Here is a 24555-nt window from a genome sequence, read left to right on the forward strand (position 1 = left end):
CGATGAATGCGATAGAATTGCGGAATGTTACAAAAGGGTATCCATTATTTAAGGTGGATAACATATCTACGGATGTGAAACAGGGATTTATCACAGGGCTCATTGGCCCAAACGGAGCCGGAAAAAGCACATTAATCCGCATGATTACCGGTCTCATCCATCCTGATCAGGGAACAGTGCGAACGCTCGGCAGTGAGAATCCGAGCGGTGATGTGGCTGTCAAGCAGCGGCTCGGTATTGTGTCCGATGAATGCTATTATTATGAACATTTGACCATCCGGGAGATGTCACGTTTAATCGCTCCTTTTTACAGTCGCTGGGACCATGCCGTGTTCAAGAGTTATTTGGAACAATTCGAATTGTCTCACAAAAAGAAAATCCAGGATTTATCCAAAGGCATGAAAATCAAATTCTCCCTTGCGGTTGCTCTGTCTCATGATGCCGATCTGCTTGTCATGGATGAACCGACATCCGGTCTTGATCCGATTTTTCGGAGAGAGCTGCTTGATCTACTGGCCGACGTGATTCAGGACGAGACCAAATCCATCATTTTCTCGACACATATTACGACGGATCTGGAGCGGATCGCGGACTATATCGCTTTTGTTAATCAAGGCAAGCTGATTTTCAATGAAGCCAAAGACGATGTGCTTGAGCGTTACACCATTGTGAAAGGGGATATGGGTCTGCTGGATGCGGATACCCGGCGTCAATTCGTGGGCATACGTGAAACATCGATTGGTTTTGAAGCGTTATCGGACAACAAAGTGGAGGCACAGCGTATGTTTGGCAATGAGGCTCTTTTGCATAGGCCCGCGTTGGAAGACTTGATTTATTTCACGGCAAAAGGGGGGCGTCAACATGCTTAATCTGCTTCGCAAAGACTTTATTGCACTGAGAAGTTCGTTGTGGATTGTGGGTGTGTATGTGGTGGTTTTCAGTTGGGCGTTTATCCCGAAGATGGAAATGTCCATGTATCTCGTAGGGATTTATACGGCTTTTGGTTCGATTATGCTAGCTACGATGATTGATATCAAAAACCATAATCATAACTTTTTAGTTACACTTCCGGTCAGTCGTAAACAGATCGTGCAAGCAAAGTACCTGTCTTCCATTCTCTATTCCCTGTTTGGAGTGCTTGTATCCTTCGGCATTCACAAGATTGTTAACCTGAGTTATCCTGAACTCAACAAACCTCATTATTCCCTGTTGGATATCCTCATTTCTATGGGGTTGGTACTTATTCTGGTATCTATATATATGCCACTGTTCTATGCACTCAGCAAAAAGGGAGCGGGCATCATCAATACGGTTTTCTTCGTTTGTTTAATTGTTCTTGCTCAACCGACCGCGTTTATTCTTGATGTTGCAGGTAAAGAAGGGCTGATTACAACACCCATTATCTTGGGGATTGCCATAGCCATAGTGGCTTTGTTTCTTGTTTCGTATGTCGTCACGATCCGGTTATTTGAGAGAAAAAATCTGTGAGCAGCTGATTCAAAAAGAAATGATCTCACCATCTTTAGGAATCCAAACAGAATTTTCAAGTTCTTGTTTTTTTATATACTCGGTAAGCTGGTCCTGGCTCAATTTGCAGTGGTTGATGGTGTTCAGGTGCACGGCAAGGAGCTTCGTTTTTGGCGACAAACGGGCTAGGCGAGCGACATCTTCACGTGTCATGGTGATGGTAGTCCCCCACATCATTTGGGCTTCTCCTGTATTTAAAACAGCAATATCCGGACTATACTTACGAAAAACGGCTTCAATCGCAGTTGTATAAACACAATCACCAACGATATAAATAGATCCTTCTTCTGTTGCATTCAATATAAAACCAGAAACGGGTCCTAATAGCTTTCTGGAAAGTCCCAAAGCGTGTTGCCCGCTAATTCGTTTCATTTGAATATCTTCCCACTCCAAAGAATGATCGACGGGTATTGCTTTCAGAAAACCAGCGGATTGAACAGAGGCCTGGTCACTGGGTTGGCAAAATACAGGTATATTTTTATCAAGTATGGAAATGGCTTTTTTATCCCAATGATCAAAGTGGCGATGTGTTAATAGAATGGCATCTACATCCTCAAAAACATGGAGTGGGACAGGTAAGGGGGTTAACGGGTTTCGACGAAAATTTCGAGTGAAGGGCACAGGTGGGAGCGTTCCGGCATCACTCAACATGGGATCAATCAGAATACGTTTATTTTTTATCGTTAAAATGGATGTTGCGTGGCGAATATGTTGTATTGAAATAGAAATGTTAAACAGCTCCCTAATCATTAATAACTACCTATTTGTGGAATTACTCGTTTATCAACTCAGACAACTGATCGACATGCGGTCTATTGCTAACGATCACAGATGAAGCTATTTGCTGCATTTCAGGTAGTTTGAAAATGTAACGATCTCAGGAGACGCTATTTTAGTCATTTCGATGGAAAATGGGCACAAAGCGCACGTTTTCATTGAAATAGGGCCACTGGTGATCGTTACATTTTTTAGTTCGTGAAAAACGCTTAAATAAGGCCTCTGGTGACCGTTAGCGCTGGCGAGTAAAAAGTTGCTACCGTGATTTGGACGATAGACAAAAAGATGTAGTTCCAAAACTAACTTTCGTTTTTACCTTTTGCCCGCCAAGGCGATCAGTCGGTCCATCCCTTCCCGGATTTGCTGCTCACGGGCATAAGAGAAGGAGAGACGAAGCTTGCGATTTCCTGAACTGTGGGAGGGATCAAATACGGTTCCAGGTACAAAAGCAATGGAGTGCTCCATGCTTTGATGTAGCAGTCTGCCTGTGTCGATCCCCTCCGGAAGCTCGGCCCAGATGTTCAGACCACCGTCGGGGCGTGTCCATGTCCAGTCTGTCTCCAGCAGACACTGCTCCATCACTTCCATTCGAAGTTGAAGTGCAGTTCGTAGCTTGGACAGATGCTGATGCATACGATCCGACTGGAAATAACGAAGAAACAGCTTCTGGTTCAGGAGTGGTGATCCGTTATCGGTCAGGGCTTTGATCGCCTGTAGTCCTGCCATGAGATGCGGACGGCACATGATGGCTGCGATTCGCAGACCCGGAACAACATATTTGCTGTAGCTGCGGATGTACAGTGTATGTCCAGAAGTATCATAAGTGAAGATCGGCGCAGGTGGTTTCTCTTTAAAATAAATATCATATGTGCTATCATCCTCCACCAGGAAACAGCCATATTGTTCAGCCAGTTCAGGTAACTGTTTGCGTTGCTCTACAGATATGCTGATGCCTGTTGGGTTTTGAAACGTCGGTGTCATATAAAAGAGGCGTGGCTTCTCTGTTTTCATCAGATGCTCAATCTGCTCCAGATCATACCCTTCGGGATGGATATCGGTAAAAACAAGCCGTGCACCCTGTTTGCGGAAAATTTCCATGGCAGGGCCGTAAGTTGGTCGCTCAATCAGTACTCGATCTCCGGGCTTGACCAGTGCACGGGAGATGACATCAATCGCCTGTTGAGCACCAGATGTAATCAGCACTTCATCAGAGGACAGGTAGAAGCGTTCTTTTGCCGTCAAATGGCTGGCCAAACTGGTACGAAGCTCTAGATCGCCTTGGATGGTCGAATACGTACCGAGCAGACGAGGGTACTGATCCAGCAGGTCGCGCATTAACTCGCCCCAGTATCGGTTGGGTAGCAGAGCAGGATCGATTAACGATTTGGAAAACTGATATTCCGCTTCCAGCGATTGCACCCGGTCAAGTGTGTCCCAATGGAGCCAAGCCGACACGGAGGGATCATCTCCCTGATCTGTATCGGCTAGTGGTTTGGCCGGACTGACGTAATAACCAGATTTGTCTCTAACATAGACGATCCCTCGCTGTTTTAACTCCTGATACGCTTTGAAAACCGTTAGCCGGTGTACGCCGAGCAGTTCGGACAAGCTTCGTACCGAAGGCAGTTTTTCCTGTTCAACCCACTCCCCAGCCTCAATCCGTACCATGAGATAGTGGATAACTTGCTCGTACCGTTTCATGCTGTTGTCTGCCATCATTACCGTTCTGCTCACCCGATCCACGCTCCTTTTGATCTCCATTGTAACAGCAAAAGGGAGGTAACTGTTCTATTTTGTTCATTCTGTTCTATAGACCATGAGCTATGATGGAGAACAGATAAAGGAGTGGTTAACATGGTAGGGATTGCATTTACGGTAATGTGTCTCGTTTTTGGAACAACGTTTCTGGCGATTAAAATTGGAGTAGAGGCAGGCATGCCGCCTTTTCTATCTGCCGGACTGCGGTTTGTGATTGCGGGGGCTTTAATGTTTACATGGATGTGGATGAAGGGGAAAGTAAGCTTGTCTCTCTTGTTCCGCAAAGAAATGCTGATTACGGGTGCAGGTCTAACCTTCGGCACCTTTGCCACTTTATATTGGGCGGAGCAACATGTCAGTTCCGGTGTTGGGGCTATTCTATCGGCGACAGGGCCGCTGATGATTATGCTTATGCAAACGGCATTGTTACGGCAGAAAACATCACCTCGCATGCTTGTTGGCTGCCTGATTGGTTTTACGGGCGTTGTGCTTGTCGTTTTGCCAGGGATATCGCTGGGAGCAGGGTCTTTATTTTTGTGGGGATGTATCGCGGTGCTGGTGGGGGAAGTCTGTTATTCCGCAGGTACGTTATATTCCAAAAAAGTCATTCATCAATTCAGCGACATGAATCCTGTTGCAATAAATGCGGTGCAGATGATGTATGGCGGCGTATTGTTATTCTTCCTGTCAGGATTGACGGAGTTATGGAATATGTCGGCATTGGATGTACTGCCTGCGGTCTCGTCCGTAATCTATCTGACGGTCATCGGTTCAATGGTCGGGCACAGTCTGTTCTATTGGATAATGTCACGCACGAATCCGCTGTTCCCTGCAACCTGGTTATACATATCGCCACCAATTGCCGTTGGGCTCGGTGCGATCGTGTACGGAGAGCATGTCAGCTGGGTGACGTGGGTCGGTGTCGTTTTGGTTATCTCGGGGCTGTTAACAATGAATGAGAAGGTAAACAACTGGTTAAAGAAAGGGAGACGTACGAAGGTGATTGTGCAAGGCTCCTAGAATACCGGATGAATCTCTTCTATAGTATGATAGTAAGAGTTCTTACTTTGAGGAGTCGTGTGAAATGATGAGAAAAATCTTCCTGAATTTCGTAGCCAGCGTGGCTCTTTCTATCTTGGTATTCATTCTTGTTTTATTTTTCGTTCATATATCCGATTCAACTAATATCATGGTCTCGGTTGGGATTACTGTGTCGTTACAGAGTTTTTTAAAAAACATAAATAAACAAGACACAACGCTCAAAACTAGTAATCAGCGTAGAAAGAACTTAAAGTCATTAAGTACAATTAATTACTCTAAATAGTTGATTTTTGTAATATTTTAGTATATTTTAGTTGTATAAAGTTACTTTTTGTAAAAAGAGCTTTATACAACTAATTTTGGAGGGTGAAAATAAGTTTTAAAAATTAAATTGAGATGAGGGTGTAAGGTTGAAAAAAACAATTTCGATTTGTCTGGTTATCAGTTTGCTACTATTGTTATCGCCGTCAGTTTTTGCTACTGAGACTGACAGTATGACTAGTCAAGATGAGTTAACACAAGAGGAACGTTCTACTATACTTAATGACATAGGTATTAAAGAAGATGAGCTTAAGTATTATTCTACGAAAGTTTTGAGATATTTAATTGAAAATGATGCTGTTAAACTTTCTACTAGTGAGCCTATGGACTATTCTCTATCTAGTCAAAAGAGAGGTGACGATTTTGTTGGTACGATGGATTTAACGACATCTGATATTACATTGTATGCTAATGCTTATGAGGTAAATAGCGATGTACCAGGAAGTAAGAAAATTTATATCTATGGATCTTATACTTGGAAGGTAAAGCCTCTGTTTGCCTTAACAGATAAGATGTCGATTGGCTATCCAGTTACTAATGAGTGGTATTTAAAAACATCTTCTGGAAAAATAATGGGTCATGAAAGTAATAATTGTAATTATAAAGGTCAATGGACTTGTACTTCATCCAATGTTCCTTCAGATCATGATATTGGACAAGGTGTGGCAGCGAAATATGATATTTGGGCAGATTCCAATTTTAAGCAAGGGGATATAACACAGTATGTTTATACCACTAAAAAAAGTGGGAAATCTAACATTAACTTAAGATATGGGCACAGATTTGCAACCGGCTCTGTAAGTGTGTCTGTTTTTCCTAGTGGTTTAGCTGTTAACCCTTCAATTGGTACTGAGGTATTAGATTATCCCATCACAATCTCTTGGTGATAATATGAAAAAAATCTTCTTAAATTTTACAGCAAGCGTTATCATTTCTATCTTGGTATTCATTCTTGTTTTATTTTTCGTTCATATATCCGATTCAACGAATATCATGGTCTCGGTTGGGATTACTGTGTCGTTACAGATTTCTTTTTTAACCGCAGTGTTGCTGGCCAAAAATAAAAAATAAAATAAAACTAGAAACAAGAAAGCCCGGAACCACAAATTATTGTGGTATCCGGGCTTTCTTGTTTTTGCAAAACTGCGGATGATTTTACTCGGCGTTCAGTACAAACTTCTCGATAACCTCTTTAACACCATCTTCGTTGTTGCTTGCTGTAATATAGTCTGCCAGATCTTTCAGCGCAGGGATGGCATTGCCCATCGCTACACCAAGACCAGCGACTTCCAACATCTCGTGATCGTTCCAGGAGTCACCGATGGCGATGCACTCACTAAGCTCGTGACCGAAATGGTCAGCCAGGAACGTCAGCGCGTGACCTTTAGTACCTTCTTTATGCATAATTTCGAGGAAATAAGGCTTGGATTTGGTGATATGCACTTCAGGCCCGAGCAACTCACGCAGCTCTACAGCCACTTGGTCCAGATAGTCTGGCTCGTCGATGATGAGCAGTTTTGGTGTTGGTTGTTCGATGACTTTAATGAAGTCAGACTCGATGTAGTATTGCGTGCCGTTTAACTTGGCATAGTCGAGCAGTTTTTGATTTTCTTCGCGAGCATACAGTTTGTCGTCGATGTACGTTTGTAAGTGCAGATTTTTCTCCAGGCAATAATCAAACAGTTTGCGGGAAGCTTCTTGCGGCACATAGCGCTCATAGAGCACCTTCTCATCCAGCAGGTTTTTCACCAAAGCACCTTGATAGGTAATAATTGGCACGTTCAGCTTGGTTTGGCGTGCAAGTGCCTGTGCGGAAGCGTAAGCGCGTCCTGTTGCGAGGGTTACTACTACTCCGTGTGCTACCGCTTGTTCCAAAGCCGTTTGCGTAGCGGGTGTAACTTCCTTGTTGTCATTGATGAGGGTGTCGTCGATGTCGATAGCAATGAGTTTGTAAGTCATATGATGTTTCTCTCCTTTTTTATCTGTTTCTATGTTCATTGAACGAAATAAATAGATTACATAAGTCACTACAAATGCAGATTCATCTTACGACCGCTCTAATCATCACCGGATTTTTATTAGTGCTTATTTATAAAAGTTGAACTACCGATGATTTACACGGACACTCCAAAGACAGAATAACCTTACGATCGCTGTTATCCCCGGATTTTTTGAATCCCTTTTGTAAGGGAGAAAATCCGGTGATAAAGGCGAACGCTTCGCTTCTCCAGGTTTGTTCTGTCTTCTCCGTTATTGTGTAAATGACTAATTCAACTTAATAGATGGTAAAAATCCGGCATTAGACGCGAGCGCTTCGCTTCTTCATATGAATTCCGTCTTTTCCGTTAAATGTGTAATCCAAATTTCGTTCAAACAATCTCTACCCATCTAAATGTCGTATTTCCTTCTTTATTTACTCTTCCAGGAAAACAAGACCGATAAAGTCCTCCAGCTCCAGGTTGCCGAAGTAATGCTTCACATCCAGACCTGCCAGTGCTGAACGCACTTCAGTCTCGTCATAACGCTTGCCTCGTAACATGTCCTCGATATCCGCTACATCGCCAACACCGAAGAAATCGCCGAAGATTTTGATATCTTCGATGCGTCCATCCTTGATGTTCATGCGCAGATCGATGATGCCCACCGGGAATTTGCGGGTATGCTTCACATTGCTTTCCGGTGACAGACCGTAGTTCCAGTCCCAGTTGTTATAACGCTCTGCCGAGATTTCCTTGATCTTATCCCAGTCCTTCTCGGTCAGCTTGTACTGAGGAACGTCCTGCGGTTCCATGCGGAAAATGTGACGAAGCAACTCATCACGGAACTCTTCAATCGTCAGATTGGTGTCAATCAGATCACGAATGTTGGCAACGCGGCTGCGTACCGACTTGGTGCTCTTGGATTTGAATTTCTCGGGATTGACGTTCAGAGATGCCTGAACGTGCTCCAGATTCAGATCAAACATCAGCGTGCCGTGGCTGAACATGCGACCACGGGTAGCGAATTGGGCGTTGCCCGAAATTTTCTTTTCTCCCACTTGCAGATCATTGCGCCCGGTCAACTCGGCATTGACGCCAAGTTCGTGCAGCGCTTCAACCACAGGCTGGGTGAATTTGCGGAAGTTGTGGAAGGATTGGCCGTCATCCGCAGTAATAAAACTGAAGTTCAAGTTGCCCAGGTCGTGATACACAGCCCCGCCCCCGGAAAGACGACGTACCACCTGCACACCGTTATCCTGAACGTATTCGATGTTAATCTCTTCAATCGTGTTTTGGTGTTTACCGATAATAATCGACGGACGGTTGATGTAAAACAGCAGGTAGCTGTCATCCTCCATCGGCAGATGTTTCAGAATGTACTCCTCAATCGCGAGGTTTACAGAAGGATCTGTAATGCCCTGGTTATCTACAAACAGCATGGTCATTCCTCCATTAATGTATGTGAGAGGCGCTTGGCCCCTTATGTAGTGATACTCGTACAAAAGAATCAGAAAACCGAAGTTCCTGAAATTCCTCTTCTATTGTAAACGAATTGTCGTTGGGACACAAAGAAAACAAGTAGACACGAAGGAATTGGGCCCGACTGATGATAAACAGATGAACGGAGAAGGAATACAGGATTGACCCATCCCTCCTATGCCATCCATAATAAAAAGAACATACAGAGAGGATGACGGAAGAATGACCGGTTATATCGAAGTGTTCGGACATGGTGGAGACGTGGAGACAGCGGCTTCGCGGTTTGGAGGCAGTGCAGCGGATTTTCTGGATTATAGCGCTAATATCAACCCGTTAGGTCCTCCCAAAGAGGTTTTGGAAGCATTGCAGCAAAGTCTGCATTCGGTGCTCCGTTATCCTGACCCGGGCCATCGGGGATTCAAAGCGCTTCTGGGTGAACGTTTGGGAGTAACACAAGAGCAAATTTCGGTAGGGAATGGTGCGGCTGAAAGTATGGCGTTGATCCTGCTGGCACTTGCTCCGCGCAAGGTTGGAACAGTGGAACCGGGTTTCTCGGAATATCGCGCTTTGGCACGGCAATTCGGTGCGGAGGTTCTGCATACGGAAGGTCTTGAAACGCTGAATTGGCAAGCACCCCCTGAACAGATCGAAAAGTTGATGGAAAAGGTAGACCTGCTTTTTCTTGGACAGCCAAACAACCCAAACGGTGTACAATATCCGCTGGAGATACTGCACAGGTTAGCACATAAAGCCGAAGAAACGGATACCGTGCTCGTTATTGATGAGGCGTTTATTGATTTTATTCCACCGGCCCTGCGACAGTCACTTGCTCCGGATCTGAATCAATATCCGCATGTGATCATCATCCGTTCGATGACGAAGTTTTATGCGATTCCGGGTCTGCGTCTCGGATATGCTATAGGTCAGTCGAAGTACATTCAAGCGATGACGGAGAAACAAGTGACCTGGAGTGTGAACGGATTGGCTCTTATCGCAGGAGAAGCCTGTCTGCGTAGCGGGGAACGTTTCGAGCGGGATACGATATCGCAGATAACGCTTGAACGGACACGTTTAATCCAGGCACTGGAGTCGTATAGGTGTAGCGTAACGCCTGGTGAAGCCAATTTTATTCTGGTGCGTGTGCCGGAACCTTGGACAGCGGCTTCCATGCAGGAAGCTTTGGGGCGGAGGGGCATTCTGATTCGTAGCTGTGCCATGTATCCAGGGCTTGAGGCAGGACATGTACGTTTTGCGGTCAAAGGTGCTGAGGCAAACGACAGGTTGCTTCACGTGCTCGGAAGTGTGCTTGAACGAAGCGGGGATCCGGAAGAAGGTCTGGCATCTGCCGATCAGGGGAGTCAGCAGGATCATACGCAACACTCCGAAAAAATAAAGGGAGGGGAGCGGTTGTGACACTCCCGTTTTATCCCTATTTTACAGATGGAAAAAAAGACGAGAATATCTATGCATCCGCTTCCTGGCCGGGTCTGCACATCACTGCTCATGAACGGCATATCAAAGCACAGGTAACACATCCTGCTCTTGCTCTGTCTAGCGCGGTCTATGGCGGCGGAATGCTGGAATTAAACCGGGTCTTTAACATTTATGTGGACAAACACTACCGCTGTGATGATCCACCCCGTGATATCGCGGAGGCGCTGTATGAATGGCAAGAGCAAACCGATCAGTGTGCCGGATTGTTAACTGCGGTCAGATTGGAGCATACCTCCATTCAGGAGTACACGAGTTCGGCATTTGGTCTGTTGTGCTGTACGACTGCCGGCGTATCCAATGCAGCACGGGCAGGTTCCGAGAGAACTGTTTTTGATGTGCATGGGAAAAAACAAAACAGAATTCCGTATATCCCCGGTACGATTAATATCATGCTGTGGTTCAACGGACAGATGACCCCGGGAGCGATGGTTAATGCGGTTCAGACGGCAGTGGAGGCCAAGGCTGCGGCCCTTGCCGATGCAGGTATTGCCGATTCGGAGAACGGACTTCCTGCCACAGGCACAACAACCGATGCCATTGTACTTGCTGTACGTCAGACTGTTGCAGATGATAGCCAGCCACTTCACACATATGCGGGCACGGCTACTGCTTTGGGAGCGGCCATCGGCAGACTGGTATATGACACGGTGACAGAAAGCTTACAGGCCGGATTGCAATGGAAAGAAAGGAACGGGCACAGTCATGACATTTGAATTGGAGCGTCTATGGACATCATCGTTCTGGATCGGTATGTCCGGAGCCTGGATCATCATTCTTGCATACATATTAGACCGATGCATCGGAGACCCGCGCTGGATTCCGCATCCCGTTATCGGCATGGGGAAAGGCATCTCGGCACTGGAGCGTGTTATTCGGGCACGTGTGCAGACAGACAAGGGACTGAAAAAAGCGGGGATCTGGTTCCCGATCTTGATTGCAGGGGGTTCTTTTGCTGTCACATGGGGTCTTCTCGTTCTGCTGGGTCTGATTCATCCGATCTTGGCGGCTATAGCCGAAATTGTTCTGATCGCAACAACGATTGCTTCCAAAGGTTTGCGTGATGCAGGCGTGGAAGTGTACCGCCATCTGAAACAGCAGGATTGGCCTGAAGCAAGGCGTTCACTCGGTATGATTGTGGGACGTGATACGGCACATCTGGATGAGCCGGAGGTTGTTCGGGGAACGGTGGAGACCGTTGCGGAAAACATTGTGGATGCCATTGTGTCGCCTCTATTCTATGCACTCATCGGTGGTGCTCCGCTGGCTATGGCCTACCGTGCCGTCAATACGCTGGATTCCATGGTAGGATATAAAAATGATAAATATCTGCATCTCGGCTGGGCCTCCGCGCGGTTGGATGATTGGGCGAACTGGATTCCCGCTCGCGTGACCGCTCTGCTGTTAATTGTAGGCGCATGGGTGCTAAAACTGGATGCCAAAGGCGCGGCGCGTATGGTTGCCCGGGATGCGAGACTGCATCCCAGCCCGAATAGCGGTTTTCCCGAGTCGGCAGTGGCTGGAGCGCTAGGCATTCGTCTGGGCGGGCACAACGTATATCACGGCGTTGCTTCATTTCGAGCTTATATGGGTGAGGCTACGCGGCCGATGGAGTCGGAAGATATTGTGCGAACGACACGACTGATGTTTTGGTCAGCGGGAGCTTTTGTGGGCTTTTGTTTCTTAGCAACCTTGGGTGTGTGGTTAGCAGGAGGTGCACTGTTGTGGTGATTAGTGAATCAGAACAGAATGGATCAGAGCAGTCTGCCTCTAGGCGAAGCATTGTACTGATCCGTCATGGAACAACCCGGTGGAATGTGGAAAAAAAATATCTGGGGCATACCGATAAGGGACTGTTGCCTGATGCACAAGAAGAGCTGGCTCGGCTAGGCAAGCAGTGCCGCGAGCTCACATGGGATGCGGTGTATTGCAGTGACCTGCTTCGTTGCCGTCAGACGCTGGCCCACATTGCACCGCAGCTGATTGAACAGGCGAAGTTTGATTCGCGCTTGCGCGAAAATGATTTTGGACAATGGGAAGGCCTGAATTATGAGCAATTGAAGGATAACCTCTTGTACCGGAGCTGGATTGATGATCCCCACAAGGTAACCCCGCCTGAAGGAGAAGCGTGGCAGACTTTTGCGGAACGAGTGGATTCTTTTCTGCACGAACAGATCTGGTCGGAGCATTCACACAAAAATTCACACAGAGCACTTATTGTGACACATGGCGGTGTCATCCGTTATATGATGTCCCGGCTCATCAACGGCGTCGGGTTTTGGGATACACATGTCATCCCTGGACAGGCAATTCAGGTTGATCTTGAAAAGCAGGGTGATCACTGGCTTGGCAGACGAGTGGATTTTCCGTCCATCGGGTTGTAAGGTGGTGTAATATACCCTATAATCACAACAGAAGTGTGACTCGGACGGACATATTTAGTGTGGTAGGCTGAGAGGTCTGAACTGACGTGATTCGTGCGAAGAGTACTGCGACTATGTTTAATCTGAATTAACCATCTTTAGCGACCAAGGGTCCCGCGTGCCAATCCGTTGTTCATGAAGAACAAGGACAAGTGATGATGCGCACAAGGGTAAAATGGGGAAGCTGGTGCAAATCCGGCACGGTCCCGCCACTGTGAAACAGGAGCCATCCTGTAAGTCAGATTACCAGCCCTGGACGTACAAGCCGGTGTTCCTTCGAGGAAAGGACAACGTTTCGGGCCATTCTGTGCCCATGGACAGCTAGCCGCTGTTACATGTACAGATTGCCGTATGCGAGACGTGATCCCTGATCCTTGTTTAAGGATAAGGGATTTTTCTTGTTGTACACGATGTAGTGGAGTCATTTTATACACGTTTAACGGAGAGTGCAGAACCAATTTGGAGAAACGAAGTGCTCGCCTTTATCGCCGGATTTATTCCATTTGAATAAGGAAATCAAAAAAATCTGGGGATAACAGCGATCGGAAAATGGTACTGCAATCGGAGTGGCCTCGTGTATATAACAAAGGCAACAACAATAGTACAGATAGAGAAGGGGAGTTTAAATCAATGATTAAGAACTGGAAAGCACTCACATCCCTGTTAAGCGCAGCAATGTTGGCACTGGCGCTGGCTGGATGCGGTAATGCCGCAACAAAAGAAGGAGCGGGCAGCTCACAGCAGCCTGCACAGGAGCAGTCCCAGGAACAAACACAAACGGATCTTAAAACCCAATATCCATTGACCGTTACGGATGCGACAGGTGAGTCTTTCACTTTTGAAAAAGCACCGACCAAAATCGTATCCGTATCTCCGGCCGAAACAGAGTCCCTGTTTGCTCTCGGACTGGATAATGAAATTATTGGTGTTTCCGATTATGATGATTATCCGGAGGCGGCAAAAACAAAAGCAAAAATGGGCGGTATTAACAAGCCGAATGAAGAATCCGTTATTGCAGCAGATGCGGATATCGTATTCGGAGGTATTTCATTGAGCGAGGATGCAGTGAAAAAGCTGCGTGATCTGGGCATCACCATTTTCAAAACCGATCCTAAATCCATCGACGATGTGATGAACAATATCGAAACCTTCGGTAAAATTACCGATCATCAGGAGCAGGCGCAGAAGCTTGTCACGCAGATGAAGAAAGATGTAACAGATGTAACCGAAGCGGTAAAAGCCGTGAAACCGGAAGATAAGAAAAAAGTATACATCGAGTTCTCCCCAGGCTGGACGGTTGGTAAAGGAGAGTTCATGGACGAACTGATCAACGTAGCCGGGGGCATCAATATTGCTGCCGACAAAGAGAGTTGGTACCAAATTAACGAGGAAAATGTCATTGCCTCTAACCCTGATGTTATCTTGTACGCCAATGACGTAGTTGAGGACAACAAGACGCTGGATCAGATCATCAAGGCACGTAGCGGTTGGGATCAAATTACGGCGGTGAAAAACAATGCTGTGATTGGGCTGGATGCTAACTTGCTGAGCCGTCCAGGACCGCGCGTAACTCAAGGGTTGAAAGATGTTGCCAAAGCGATCTATCCTGACCTGTTCAAATGAGCAGAAAGCTGATCCTGTTCGGAACGATGGGCATGGCGCTGCTGGTGCTTACCGTGCTCATCTGCACGGGCATCGGTTCAGTGGCGTTGCCCATCCGGGACATCGCTGGTATTCTCGTTCACAAATTGCCATGGGTGGGTGACTGGATTACACCTGATTGGAACAAGGCCGCCGAACAAATCATATGGAAGGTGCGTTTCCCGCGTGTCTTGCTTGCGATGCTCGTAGGTGCTTCACTAGCAATTGCAGGGGCGGGGTTTCAAGGTGTATTACGCAATCCTCTGGCTGATCCATTCACACTGGGGGTTTCCTCTGGTGCTTCGGTGGGGGCGGCGTTCCTGATATTCTTTGGTTTGCAGTACGCTATCATTGGTATTTGGACACTGCCGCTGGTTGCTTTTTTGACCGGGGTAGTCACGTTATGGTTTGTGCTGTCGCTGGCTCGTGAAGGGCGGAAAATACCAACGCATAGCCTCATTCTGGCAGGTGTGGTCATGCAAAGTTTCTTGGGGGCGGTCGTTTCCTTCCTATCGACCATGTCGAAGCAGACAATCAATGAAATTATATACTGGACGATGGGAAGTCTGGCACTGCGCGGGTGGTCGTATACGACCATCCTTTTCCCGTATTTTCTGCTTGGACTGATTTTTCTATGGAGCCGGGCACGTTCGCTGAATGTCTTGGCACTGGGTGAACGTCAGGCAGCGCATATTGGTGTTGGTGTGGACAGGCTCAAGTTATCTGTGCTGGCTGTGGGCACATTGCTAACGGCAGGAGCTGTTTCGGTTTCGGGAGTCATCGGATTTGTTGGCTTGGTAATTCCGCATATTTTGCGCTTGCTGGTGGGGCCGGACTATCGCTTGCTGGTACCTTTGTCTGCGATTGGTGGTGCGATTTTTATGGTATGGGCAGACACCATAGCTCGCTCCTTGCTGGCACCGACTGAAATACCGCTAGGCGTCGTGACTGCTTTTGTCGGCGCTCCGTTTTTCGCCTATTTGCTGCATCGGAACAAAAAGCTACAGAAGGGGATGATGCCGTGACGACCGACAAAAATTATGCTGCCGCTTCTCTAGTATCTGTTGTCCGGGCGGGCAAAACATACGGTGAACATCATGCCCTGCATCCTACCGATTGGCAAATCGCAGAAGGAGATTGGTGGGGTGTCGTTGGCCCAAACGGAAGCGGGAAATCAACATTACTCCAGCTTATAGCAGGAACGGAATCGTTAAGTGAAGGCGAGATCAGCATCGCTGGTGGTGATATCGGATCTTACGGCCGTAAGGAATTGTCACGGATGATCGCGGTTTTGCAGCAGGATGGCTTACCTGCAATCTCCTATCCGGTTCGGGATGTCGTCGAAATGGGACGGTATCCGTACCAAAATTGGTTAGGCCGGGAAACGGCGGATGGAGCACGTGTGGTGGACAGAGTGCTCGAAGAGCTGGGACTAATGGAACTTGCGGATCGGCCGCTGGATTCCCTAAGCGGCGGACAACGGCAGCGAGTGGCCCTAGCCAAGGTCATGGCACAGGAGCCGCGATTATTATTGCTGGACGAACCAACGACGTTTCTCGATATCAAATATCAATTGCAGTTTATGGAGTTGTTAGCGGCATGGCAGAAGAAGAGCAGCATCACGATTGTAGCGGTGTTGCATGATCTCAATCTGGCTGCGTTGTTCTGCGATCGTATTTTGGCTTTGCGTGAGGGGAAGGTAGTGGGAGAGGGAACACCTCATAGTTTAATGACGGGAGAGCAGATTCAAGAGATTTTTCGTGTCAAACCTGCGATGGTGTCCCATCCGGATCATTCGGTTCCTCAACTGCTGCTGCGGCGGGACATAGATTAAACGAGGCGGGAGAGCCTCTATTTTGATGAAGGAAGTGCTGGTTGAATGAAGAAGGAAGAACAGATATTGGAGCAAGTATTAGACAAGATCACGGCTCCAGACCAAAATATTGCTGCGGAAACGTCTGCTCATGTGGATATACTGACGAAACCGCCGGGTAGTCTCGGGAAATTGGAGGAACTTGTGATTCGACTTGCAGGGATGACAGGTCAGGCTCGTCCATGTTTTGATCGCAGGGCTGTGATCGTCATGGCTGCGGATCACGGGGTCGTAGCTGAAGGGATCAGTGCTTTTCCAGCCGAGGTTACACCACAGATGGTCATGAATTTTCTGGCTGGAGGCGCTGCAGTCAATGTCCTTGCTCGTCATGCCAGAGCGGAAGTGATCTGTGTCGATATCGGTGTAAATGCTGACCTTGATCATGCTAACCTGCTCTCCCGTAACATTCGTAAAGGCACGGCCAACATGGCTCAAGGAGCCGCGATGACTCGGGATGAGGCGATTCAGGCTATTTTAGTAGGTGTGGATGTCGTTACCGCGGAAGTAGCAAAAGGTACAGGGTTGTTTGTCACCGGAGAAATGGGGATTGGCAACACAACGGCAAGCGCCGCAGTGATGAGTGCGTTCACCGGTATTGCACCAGCAGCAGCTGTTGGGAGAGGGACTGGCTTGGATGATGCAGGTGTGCTACGCAAGGCTGCTGTCATAAGTCAGGCTTTGAGCGTTAACACACCTGACCCAGAGGATGCGCTAGATGTTCTGTGCAAGGTGGGTGGATTAGAGATTGCCGGACTCGCCGGCGTTATTCTCGCAGCCGCGGCTCATCGCTGTCCCGTTGTCGTAGACGGTTTCATCTCGACGGCTGCAGCACTCATTGCAAGAAAGCTGGCTCCCCTGAGTACAGCGTATATGATCGCTTCCCATACTTCCCAGGAGAATGGGCATGCGGCGCTGCTGCGGGAACTTGATTTGAAGCCGATGCTGGATCTGGATATGCGCCTTGGAGAAGGCACAGGCGGAGTGCTCAGTCTGCATCTCATTGATGCAGCATGTCTGATTTTGAATGAGATGGCGACCTTTGCAAGTGCGGGTGTGTCAGATGGAACCAATCATGCTTCCGACTCCAATTCCAAGGTATCACCTGTTCAGGGAGATGGCTCCCGATGAGTGTATTGGTTACTGGCGGTGCACGCAGTGGTAAGAGTTCGTTTGCCGAACGTCTGTGCATGCAACGTTCCTCCGAAGCTTGGTACGTAGCAACTGCTCAGGCGTATGATGACGAGATGCGTGAACGCATAGCAATGCACCGGAAGCAGCGTGAAGAGTCCGGTTATCTCTGGCGTACGATGGAGGAACCCTTGGCTCTGCCTGCTCTGATTCAGCAGATGGGCGAAGGGCATACGGGCACGTCCGCACCAACGATTCTGGTGGATTGTTTGACTCTCTGGCTGACGAATGTGTTATTGGCCCATGAACATGACGAAGGTCATGTGTTGCAAGGTCATCTGGATGCACTGGTAGAAGCGGTCCAAACCTATCCCGGATTACTTGTGCTGGTTACCAATGAAGTAGGGGATGGAATTGTACCCGAATACAAGCTTGGTCGTGTGTATCGTGATCTGGCAGGTGTTCTTAATCAGCGCATTGCAACAATCTGTCGTGAGGTGTTTCTCGTGACGGTAGGCATTCCAATCGAATTGAAAAGTAAGGAGTATCGCTTATGAAGCATGGCTCAGCGGATTCAGCCGTTCCGCAGCGGAAACATGCGGCTGCAGCGGCCTTTCAATTTCTGTCTCGTTTTCCTGTGAAAATGCAACTCGATTTTGTTCCGCCATTGCTACGCGAAAGTGTGGTGTATTATCCACTGGTCGGTGCTGCAATCGGTCTCTGCGTGTGGCTGGTCGCCGCACTGAGCGGTGCCCTGCTTCCGGCTTTTCCGGCAGCGGTTCTGACCTTAACCGTATGGGTCTGGCTTACCGGAGGATTGCATCTCGACGGATGGATGGATACAGCAGATGGCCTGCTCAGTTACCGCAGCCGTGAGCGAATGCTGGAGATTATGAAAGACAGCCGAGTGGGCGCGATGGGGGTTATTGCCTGTGTGCTACTCCTTATGATGAAGGCGGCACTGATTGCCGATATGATTGCCCGTGGGAACTGGTTGTACGGTGCGTTGCTGATTTTGCCTATGATCTGGAGCCGATGGTTTATGGTCTATGCCATCTCAGCCTGGCCTAATGCTCGTGGGGATGATGGGCTTGCCGTTCTATTCAAAGGGCTTGGGGAGCGGAATGAAGTCCAGCGAACACGTAGCGCTGCGATCGGACTTACGCTGGTCTCAGTCCTCCTTACAATTGCTGCCGTATGGCTGTTTAAACCGGATGTTGCTATTGCCGATGCCATGGTCAGCGGGTTTGGGTCACTCCCTTGGTGGTTGTATCCTGTAACGTCAGTTATCGTACTGCCTGTGGCGTGTTATTATATAGGGCGATTTGTTGCTACCCGGATCAGTGCCCGCCTTGGAGGGCTTACTGGAGATACATATGGTGCCATGAACGAACTGTTAGAAGTGGCTTTATTGACGGTATTAAGCGTGCTTCAAGGACTATTTTGGCTGTAGAGGTTGAGTTGTAGAGGTTGGGCTACCCAGAATTTCATTGGAGAATTTTCGTTTGGTTTGAGCATTATCGTTGTGTAGCAAGTTAATCGCGCGAAAAACAGGGGTGAGGGACCGTGGAAGATCAGGTAAAACAACCAGCGGCTGTACTTATGCTGCAAGGCACGGCTTCTGATGTAGGCAAAAGTGTCATTACAACGGCACTGTGCCGGATTTTCAAGCAAGATGGTTTCAGCCCTGCTCCGTTCAAATCACAGAATATGGCGCTGAACTCCTATGTTACGGAAGACGGCAAGGAGATTGGACGGGCGCAGGGGGCACAGGCTGAAGCATGTGGCATTGAAGCAACGACCGATATGAATCCGATTCTAATCAAACCTGTGCGGGATATGCATTCACAGATCGTGGTGCATGGTGTGCCTTTTGCCCAGATGAGCGCGTCGGATTACCGTCAGCATTTCTTACCTGAAGCGAAGCAGACTGTAATGGATGCATTAAATCGGTTGCGCGATACATATGATATCGTCTTAATGGAGGGAGCAGGCAGTCCGGCAGAGATTAACCTGAAAGATCGGGATATTGTGAATATGAATCTGGCGGGATGGGCCGATGCACCGGTTATTCTGATCTCTGACATTGACCGTGGCGGTGTGTTTGCTTCGATTGTGGGTACGCTCGAACTGCTGGAGCCACATGAGAAAGTCCGTGTAAAAGGATTTATCATCAATAAGTTCAGAGGGGATCTCTCTCTGTTGCAACCAGGGTTAGACTGGCTTGAAGAGCGGACTGGAATACCTGTACTGGGTGTGTTGCCGTACATAAGAGATATTCAGATCGAGGCAGAAGATTCGGTGGTGCTGGACTCTCTTCGACATGGCAAAAAAGAACAGACAGAGCTGGATATTGCCGTCATTCGTTATCCGCGCATCTCCAACTTCACGGACTTTGATGCATTATCCCGTGAACCGGACGTAAATGTACGTTACGTGACTTCACCGGAGGAATTGGGTAGCCCGGACGCCATTATTTTGCCAGGCACAAAAGATACGATCGGAGACCTGATTTATGTGCGGGAATCGGGATTGGAACAGGCAATCCATTCACGCTCAGAGCTTGAACATGTTCAACTTGTAGGTATATGCGGCGGGTATCAAATGCTAGGGCAACACTTGGTTGACCCGTATGCTGTCGAGGCAAACCAAGCTCAGGAAGCGGTGGGACTTGGCAAACTTCCTTTATCAACAACCTTCCTTCAGCACAAACAGACGCTCAGAGCGATCGGTAATGTGCAGTCTGAGCATCCCATTCGGCTACACGGTGGAAAACACGTTGAGCCTTCGGCAATACCTGTTAAGGGATACGAGATCCATATGGGTGTTACGGAATGCCACGAACCTGAACAGGTAACCGCTTTGTTTGAGATCGCTCATGCTGGCGGACAAGCATTCTTGGAGGGATGGGGCACATCGGATGGGAAAGTGTGGGGAACGTACCTGCACGGACTGTTTGAAAGTGATCAATTCCGGCGTTCCTGGTTGAACGGGCTGCGTACAGCAAAGGGACTTGCTCCGCTGGAGGAAACATACAGTGCTCAGGAGCGCAAAGAAATGGAATTTGATCGAGTAGCTGCCTCTTTGCGCTCATCACTGGACATGCAACGAGTGTATGAGATTATTGGCGTGACACAGCCAGAATAATAATATGTTTGTTTACTTCTTTAGCAATAATCTGTAATGATCTAAGCAAAAAAGCATGGATGAATAGCAAAAAAACACCCCCATGACCCGCGACCTGTTCATTCATTGAACGATTGCATCCGGTATGGGGGTGTTTTTTTATTAGATTATTTACAATGTTTAATATAGCAAATGCAGGGTTATAGATATTTGATCATTATTGATGGATGATTCAATTGACGCTTAAGCAATCATTAGTCGATTTTGAACTTCTTCATCGCTGTTTGCAGCTCGACAGCCTGTTCATGCAGATGGCGCACCGTGCTCGAATGAGAGTCCATCTCGCTGAGCTGCATTTCTGAGCTAGCTGCAATCTGTTCCATACTTTCACGAGACTTGGATGTAATCTGTGCTGTTTCTTCCACCGAAGCACTGACTTCTTCTGCACCTGCAGAAACCTGTTGTGTGGAGGAAGAGACGGTTTGAATGGTGAGATTGACATTCTGGATCAATTCATTGAGTTGCTGGAAGGCTGAACCTGCTTGCTGTACGACAGCAGTTCCAGAACCAATTTCTTGCGTTACCCGGCTCATCGCACTTACGGAACGTTCGGCGTCTTCACGAATCGTACCGAGATAATCTGCAATTTCTTCGGTGGCTGTCTTGGATTGTTCCGCCAGCTTGCGGACTTCTCCAGCAACTACGGCGAAGCCTCGTCCGTGTTCACCGGCACGGGCCGCTTCAATGGAAGCATTAAGAGAGAGCATGTTAATCTGTTTCGTAATTTCAAAAATAGAAGTGACGATCGTACCGATCGCAACGGACCGTTCATTCATCGTTTCAATATAACGTAGCGATTCCCTAGCAGTCTGTCCGACAAGTTCCATCTGATTCACTGCGTTTTGTGCCAGTTGATTGCCGTTAAGCGCCTCTGTTGCAGCTTCATTGATTTGTTCGGATACTTCGGCGGCAGAAGAGGCGATATGCATAATTCCTTGGGTAATCTCTTCCATCGCTCTTGCGTTCTCGGATGCACTGGAAGCAATACTTACGCTGCCTTTTCCAGCTTCTTCGGCAGCATGGCTGGAGTTCTGTACCATACCGGACATGGACTCTACACGCTCAAGCAAGTCATTGGAACCCACAACGACCTCATTGGAGGTAGTTAGGGCACGGCTAATCATTTCTTTAAGATTATGCGTCATCGTCTGGAAGCTGGAAGCCAGTTGAGCGATCTCATCCTTGCCTTTAATCTGGAGTTCAGCAGTAAGGTCACCTTGAGAGATTCGTTTACTATGTTCTACGAGTTTAATGATTGGTTTCGTGACTCTTTTGATCATACTTGTAGAGATGAGCCAGCCAAGGACAAATACTAACGCTGTAATACCGAGGCACAGCCAGAAAATTTGGGCAATTTTATCTTGAACAAACTTGGCATCCATGCTGACGGCCATGAGCATATTGCTTCCGGCAATCGGCATAAACGCTGCTTTATGTACACCATAAGAATCAGAGAAAACCGGGCTGATGACCGCTTGTTTTTTCTCACTTGCTTCAAGCATAGCGGATTCTACATCAATAGCATCTCCCGCCTTGAGCTTGGAGTTGATGCTAGCCACAACAACGGTGGCTTTACCATCCTGCACGGCAATGACATAAGCTCCATCCAGGCTATGTTCTTTGGATTGATCAGCCAGGTAGGATCCGACCGTCATGGCCGCTCCTTCAGCGCCTGCACCGCCACTTTGGATCTGCAAAAGTTTCGATGAAGATGTATTTTTGTAAATATCCTGAATGGACGTATTCAGAACTTTGTCGAACTGAGGTAGCACGTAACTTTGAATAATATTCATGGATACGGCATAAAAACTGATACTGAACAACAGGGAGGCGACCAACAACACTAGGAATAACGTGCCCCTGATTTTTCCAGCAACGGTGCGTTTGCGAAACATAGAATCACCCTTTCACGTCATCTTCAATAACATTGTCCCTTATTCCGTTCTCTATGGCCTTTTTTACTAACGAAGAAAGACCTATTTTTTATGTTTGCGAAACCCTCGAATAAGCGGATATACCCATTTTACAAAATTAACCGCGGGTTGAATAGCAGAATTTTCATAAAACTGCATAATTATTTTCATTGATCCAGAATGATTAACATGGATATTACATAATATCAATTAATACCTACCAGAATAGTTTGATATGTGTTATATTGTTCATTGTCGCATTTGAAGGCTAAATAAAAATAGAAAAATCGGTTCAAAACCGATGATACATGTCTGAGGAGGAACAAAGGTAATGAATACATTTCTATTAATTGTGAATGTAGTGGTCATGCTGGCGCTGCTGGGTGTTCTCTATTGGATGCAAAAGAAACACATCTCGTTTACGAAACGTGTATTTGCGGGTCTAGGTATGGGTGTTGTGTATGGTGTTATGCTGCAATTGATCTATACATCGGGTTCGGATGTGATTACGAAGTCAGTCGATTGGTTTAATCTGGTCGGTTCAGGATATGTTCGTTTGTTGCAAATGGTAGTTATTCCACTCATCATGGTGTCGATTATCTCGGCGATCATGAATCTGAAAGGCAAGCAAAACCTGGGCAAGATGAGTTTCTCCATCATCGCTATTTTGCTCATTACAACAGCGATTGCTGCTGGAGTCAGCATTGCAACAAGCTTGGGCTTCAACCTGACTTCCATTGAGATTCAAGGCGGAGATCGGGAAAATGCTCAAATCCAGAAGGTAGAGGAACGTTTGGCCGATGTGAAGGATCAGACGATTCCACAGCAGGTGCTCGAGTTCATTCCTTCCAATCCATTTGCGGATATGACGGGTGAACGCCGTACGTCTACTCTGGCAGTTGTTATTTTCTCAGCCTTTATCGGTGTGGCTGTACTGGGACTGGATCGTAAAAAGCCGCAACAGGCGGAAACGTTCCGTGGCATGGTGAATGCCGTCTACGCAGTGGTGATGCGGATTGTCACGCTGGTACTGAGGCTTACCCCTTACGGGATTTTGGCGCTCATTACGAAAGTAACGGCGACCACCAATGCAGAAGAGATCTTGAAGCTCATTAAATTCGTCATTGCGTCTTACGTGGCACTTGCTGTCATGTTTATCATTCACCTGATTATCATTACCCTGTCCGGATTTAACCCGGTTACGTATCTGAAAAAAGTACTGCCAACGCTGGTATTTGCTTTTACATCCCGTTCAAGCGCGGCAGCGATTCCGCTGAACGTGGAGACACAGACGAAGAAACTCGGCGTATCCGACGGGATCGCGAACCTGTCTGCAAGCTTCGGGGCGACGATTGGGCAAAACGGCTGCGCCGGTGTATATCCGGCCATGCTGGCGGTCATGATTGCTCCGACGGTCGGAATCGACCCGCTGAGCTGGGACTTCATCGTGACGTTGATCCTCGTAGTTATGATCAGTTCGTTCGGTGTAGCCGGCGTCGGCGGCGGGGCAACCTTCGCCTCCCTGATCGTCTTGTCCACATTGAATTTGCCTGTGGCTCTCGTTGGACTGTTGATTTCCGTTGAGCCGTTGATCGACATGGGTCGTACAGCGCTTAACGTGAATGGGTCCATGACATCCGGACTGCTGACAAGCAAAATTTTGAAAGAAAACGATCGGGACACGTTTAATGATCAAAGCCGTGAGCTGGATTCTGCTGCTCACGCGTAAACTGGGCGAAGCTTATGCCGCACAGCTTGTGAACTTGGTGATGCAGCGTGCGCAAAGCGAGCTGCAATAGAGTGGATGCAAGGCCGTCCTTCGGAGACATTCCGGAGGGCGGCTTTTGCGTGTGAGATTACACTTGAATGTGCAGATGGGACACGAGTGGTGGGAGTCTTTTTTTCAATACAAAAGGAGATAGGGTCAGGGTGGGGTACAGAGCGGGTGAGGATACATGTATGTTGGGCTAACGGTGTTATGCAACGCTGGAGGGATTTAGTGCTGTTCAATGTTGTGG

General features: G+C 47.6%; 21 protein-coding genes and 1 riboswitch. Of the genes, 16 read left to right on the forward strand and 5 right to left on the reverse strand.

Annotation, left to right across the window (positions count from 1 at the left end; genetic code table 11):
• The first annotated feature begins 2 nt into the window (after positions 1–2).
• The gene (locus Q9R46_RS02520) at positions 3–869 is read left to right on the forward strand and encodes an ABC transporter ATP-binding protein (protein ID WP_311278824.1); all 867 of its coding nucleotides are present in this window, start codon (positions 3–5) and stop codon (positions 867–869) included.
• Positions 862–1488, forward strand: a complete 627-nt coding sequence (locus Q9R46_RS02525) for an ABC-2 transporter permease (RefSeq protein ID WP_311278825.1) — start codon at positions 862–864, stop codon at positions 1486–1488. The genes Q9R46_RS02520 and Q9R46_RS02525 overlap by 8 nt, the downstream gene beginning before the upstream one ends.
• Positions 1489–1497: 9 nt before the next feature.
• Here Q9R46_RS02525 and Q9R46_RS02530 read toward each other — a convergent pair whose 3' ends face one another.
• Positions 1498–2277 (reverse strand): MBL fold metallo-hydrolase, encoded by a 780-nt coding sequence (locus Q9R46_RS02530; protein WP_311278826.1) that lies wholly within the window; start codon positions 2275–2277, stop codon positions 1498–1500.
• A 339-nt stretch (positions 2278–2616) separates the two neighbouring features.
• A complete protein-coding gene (locus Q9R46_RS02535; protein WP_397386321.1) occupies positions 2617–4038 on the reverse strand; it encodes an aminotransferase-like domain-containing protein in 1422 nt (473 codons plus the stop codon).
• A gap of 120 nt (positions 4039–4158) precedes the next feature.
• Between Q9R46_RS02535 and Q9R46_RS02540 the strand changes: the two genes are divergently transcribed.
• Positions 4159–5082 (forward strand): DMT family transporter, encoded by a 924-nt coding sequence (locus tag Q9R46_RS02540; RefSeq protein WP_311278828.1) that lies wholly within the window; start codon positions 4159–4161, stop codon positions 5080–5082.
• A gap of 431 nt (positions 5083–5513) precedes the next feature.
• A complete protein-coding gene (locus tag Q9R46_RS02545) occupies positions 5514–6311 on the forward strand; it encodes a hypothetical protein (RefSeq protein ID WP_311278829.1) in 798 nt (265 codons plus the stop codon).
• A gap of 268 nt (positions 6312–6579) precedes the next feature.
• On the opposite strand, the gene Q9R46_RS02550 is transcribed toward Q9R46_RS02545, so the two are convergent.
• Both Q9R46_RS02550 and lplA read right to left on the reverse strand, forming a co-directional pair.
• The gene (locus Q9R46_RS02550; protein WP_311278830.1) at positions 6580–7383 is read right to left on the reverse strand and encodes a Cof-type HAD-IIB family hydrolase; all 804 of its coding nucleotides are present in this window, start codon (positions 7381–7383) and stop codon (positions 6580–6582) included.
• A gap of 454 nt (positions 7384–7837) precedes the next feature.
• Positions 7838–8842 (reverse strand): lipoate--protein ligase, encoded by a 1005-nt coding sequence (lplA, locus tag Q9R46_RS02555; protein WP_145333446.1) that lies wholly within the window; start codon positions 8840–8842, stop codon positions 7838–7840.
• A 262-nt stretch (positions 8843–9104) separates the two neighbouring features.
• Between lplA and cobD the strand changes: the two genes are divergently transcribed.
• The 11 genes from cobD to Q9R46_RS02610 all read left to right on the forward strand — a co-directional run bounded on the left by cobD (position 9105) and on the right by Q9R46_RS02610 (position 20585).
• Positions 9105–10295 (forward strand): threonine-phosphate decarboxylase CobD, encoded by a 1191-nt coding sequence (gene cobD, locus Q9R46_RS02560; RefSeq protein WP_311278831.1) that lies wholly within the window; start codon positions 9105–9107, stop codon positions 10293–10295.
• Positions 10292–11089, forward strand: a complete 798-nt coding sequence (locus Q9R46_RS02565; protein ID WP_311278832.1) for an adenosylcobinamide amidohydrolase — start codon at positions 10292–10294, stop codon at positions 11087–11089. Before cobD ends, Q9R46_RS02565 begins: the two co-directional genes overlap by 4 nt.
• Positions 11090–11126: 37 nt before the next feature.
• Positions 11127–12104 carry an adenosylcobinamide-phosphate synthase CbiB gene (gene cbiB / locus Q9R46_RS02570; RefSeq protein WP_311280933.1) on the forward strand — a complete coding sequence of 326 codons (978 nt, stop codon included), beginning with the start codon at positions 11127–11129 and terminating at the stop codon, positions 12102–12104.
• Positions 12098–12757 (forward strand): histidine phosphatase family protein, encoded by a 660-nt coding sequence (locus Q9R46_RS02575; protein ID WP_311278833.1) that lies wholly within the window; start codon positions 12098–12100, stop codon positions 12755–12757. Before cbiB ends, Q9R46_RS02575 begins: the two co-directional genes overlap by 7 nt.
• A gap of 190 nt (positions 12758–12947) precedes the next feature.
• Positions 12948–13064: riboswitch (cobalamin riboswitch) on the forward strand.
• A gap of 362 nt (positions 13065–13426) precedes the next feature.
• The gene (locus tag Q9R46_RS02580; RefSeq protein WP_311278834.1) at positions 13427–14419 is read left to right on the forward strand and encodes an ABC transporter substrate-binding protein; all 993 of its coding nucleotides are present in this window, start codon (positions 13427–13429) and stop codon (positions 14417–14419) included.
• Positions 14416–15462 carry a FecCD family ABC transporter permease gene (locus tag Q9R46_RS02585; protein ID WP_154982780.1) on the forward strand — a complete coding sequence of 349 codons (1047 nt, stop codon included), beginning with the start codon at positions 14416–14418 and terminating at the stop codon, positions 15460–15462. Before Q9R46_RS02580 ends, Q9R46_RS02585 begins: the two co-directional genes overlap by 4 nt.
• Positions 15459–16271 carry an ABC transporter ATP-binding protein gene (locus tag Q9R46_RS02590; RefSeq protein ID WP_311278836.1) on the forward strand — a complete coding sequence of 271 codons (813 nt, stop codon included), beginning with the start codon at positions 15459–15461 and terminating at the stop codon, positions 16269–16271. Before Q9R46_RS02585 ends, Q9R46_RS02590 begins: the two co-directional genes overlap by 4 nt.
• Positions 16272–16316: 45 nt before the next feature.
• The gene (gene cobT / locus Q9R46_RS02595) at positions 16317–17438 is read left to right on the forward strand and encodes a nicotinate-nucleotide--dimethylbenzimidazole phosphoribosyltransferase (protein WP_311278837.1); all 1122 of its coding nucleotides are present in this window, start codon (positions 16317–16319) and stop codon (positions 17436–17438) included.
• Positions 17435–17995 carry a bifunctional adenosylcobinamide kinase/adenosylcobinamide-phosphate guanylyltransferase gene (cobU, locus tag Q9R46_RS02600; protein ID WP_311278838.1) on the forward strand — a complete coding sequence of 187 codons (561 nt, stop codon included), beginning with the start codon at positions 17435–17437 and terminating at the stop codon, positions 17993–17995. Before cobT ends, cobU begins: the two co-directional genes overlap by 4 nt.
• Positions 17992–18891, forward strand: a complete 900-nt coding sequence (cobS, locus tag Q9R46_RS02605) for an adenosylcobinamide-GDP ribazoletransferase (RefSeq protein ID WP_311278839.1) — start codon at positions 17992–17994, stop codon at positions 18889–18891. The genes cobU and cobS overlap by 4 nt, the downstream gene beginning before the upstream one ends.
• A 149-nt stretch (positions 18892–19040) precedes the next feature.
• Positions 19041–20585, forward strand: a complete 1545-nt coding sequence (locus tag Q9R46_RS02610; RefSeq protein ID WP_311280934.1) for a cobyric acid synthase — start codon at positions 19041–19043, stop codon at positions 20583–20585.
• A 233-nt stretch (positions 20586–20818) separates the two neighbouring features.
• Here Q9R46_RS02610 and Q9R46_RS02615 read toward each other — a convergent pair whose 3' ends face one another.
• Entirely contained in the window at positions 20819–22519 is a 1701-nt protein-coding gene (locus Q9R46_RS02615) for a methyl-accepting chemotaxis protein (protein WP_311278840.1), read from the reverse strand.
• 349 nt (positions 22520–22868) lie between these two features.
• Between Q9R46_RS02615 and Q9R46_RS02620 the strand changes: the two genes are divergently transcribed.
• Positions 22869–24266 (forward strand): L-cystine transporter, encoded by a 1398-nt coding sequence (locus tag Q9R46_RS02620; protein ID WP_145333457.1) that lies wholly within the window; start codon positions 22869–22871, stop codon positions 24264–24266.
• Positions 24267–24555 lie beyond the last annotated feature (289 nt).

The sequence above is a fragment of the Paenibacillus sp. RRE4 genome (assembly GCF_031844205.1).
Lineage (GTDB): Bacteria > Bacillota > Bacilli > Paenibacillales > Paenibacillaceae > Paenibacillus > Paenibacillus xylanexedens_B.

Bases quoted from the DNA above. Each gene is read 5' to 3' on its own strand.
- cobS (WP_311278839.1), top strand. From the start codon at position 17,992: ATGAAGCATGGCTCAGCGGATTCAGCCGTTCCGCAGCGGAAACATGCG.
- Q9R46_RS02615 (WP_311278840.1), bottom strand. From the start codon at position 22,519: ATGTTTCGCAAACGCACCGTTGCTGGAAAAATCAGGGGCACGTTATTC.
- cobT (WP_311278837.1), top strand. From the start codon at position 16,317: ATGAAGAAGGAAGAACAGATATTGGAGCAAGTATTAGACAAGATCACG.
- Q9R46_RS02550 (WP_311278830.1), bottom strand. From the start codon at position 7,383: ATGACTTACAAACTCATTGCTATCGACATCGACGACACCCTCATCAAT.
- cbiB (WP_311280933.1), top strand. From the start codon at position 11,127: ATGTCCGGAGCCTGGATCATCATTCTTGCATACATATTAGACCGATGC.
- Q9R46_RS02580 (WP_311278834.1), top strand. From the start codon at position 13,427: ATGATTAAGAACTGGAAAGCACTCACATCCCTGTTAAGCGCAGCAATG.
- cobD (WP_311278831.1), top strand. From the start codon at position 9,105: ATGACCGGTTATATCGAAGTGTTCGGACATGGTGGAGACGTGGAGACA.
- cobU (WP_311278838.1), top strand. From the start codon at position 17,435: ATGAGTGTATTGGTTACTGGCGGTGCACGCAGTGGTAAGAGTTCGTTT.
- Q9R46_RS02520 (WP_311278824.1), top strand. From the start codon at position 3: ATGAATGCGATAGAATTGCGGAATGTTACAAAAGGGTATCCATTATTT.
- lplA (WP_145333446.1), bottom strand. From the start codon at position 8,842: ATGCTGTTTGTAGATAACCAGGGCATTACAGATCCTTCTGTAAACCTC.
- Q9R46_RS02620 (WP_145333457.1), top strand. From the start codon at position 22,869: ATGAATACATTTCTATTAATTGTGAATGTAGTGGTCATGCTGGCGCTG.
- Q9R46_RS02540 (WP_311278828.1), top strand. From the start codon at position 4,159: ATGGTAGGGATTGCATTTACGGTAATGTGTCTCGTTTTTGGAACAACG.
- Q9R46_RS02610 (WP_311280934.1), top strand. From the start codon at position 19,041: ATGCTGCAAGGCACGGCTTCTGATGTAGGCAAAAGTGTCATTACAACG.
- Q9R46_RS02585 (WP_154982780.1), top strand. From the start codon at position 14,416: ATGAGCAGAAAGCTGATCCTGTTCGGAACGATGGGCATGGCGCTGCTG.
- Q9R46_RS02525 (WP_311278825.1), top strand. From the start codon at position 862: ATGCTTAATCTGCTTCGCAAAGACTTTATTGCACTGAGAAGTTCGTTG.
- Q9R46_RS02530 (WP_311278826.1), bottom strand. From the start codon at position 2,277: ATGATTAGGGAGCTGTTTAACATTTCTATTTCAATACAACATATTCGC.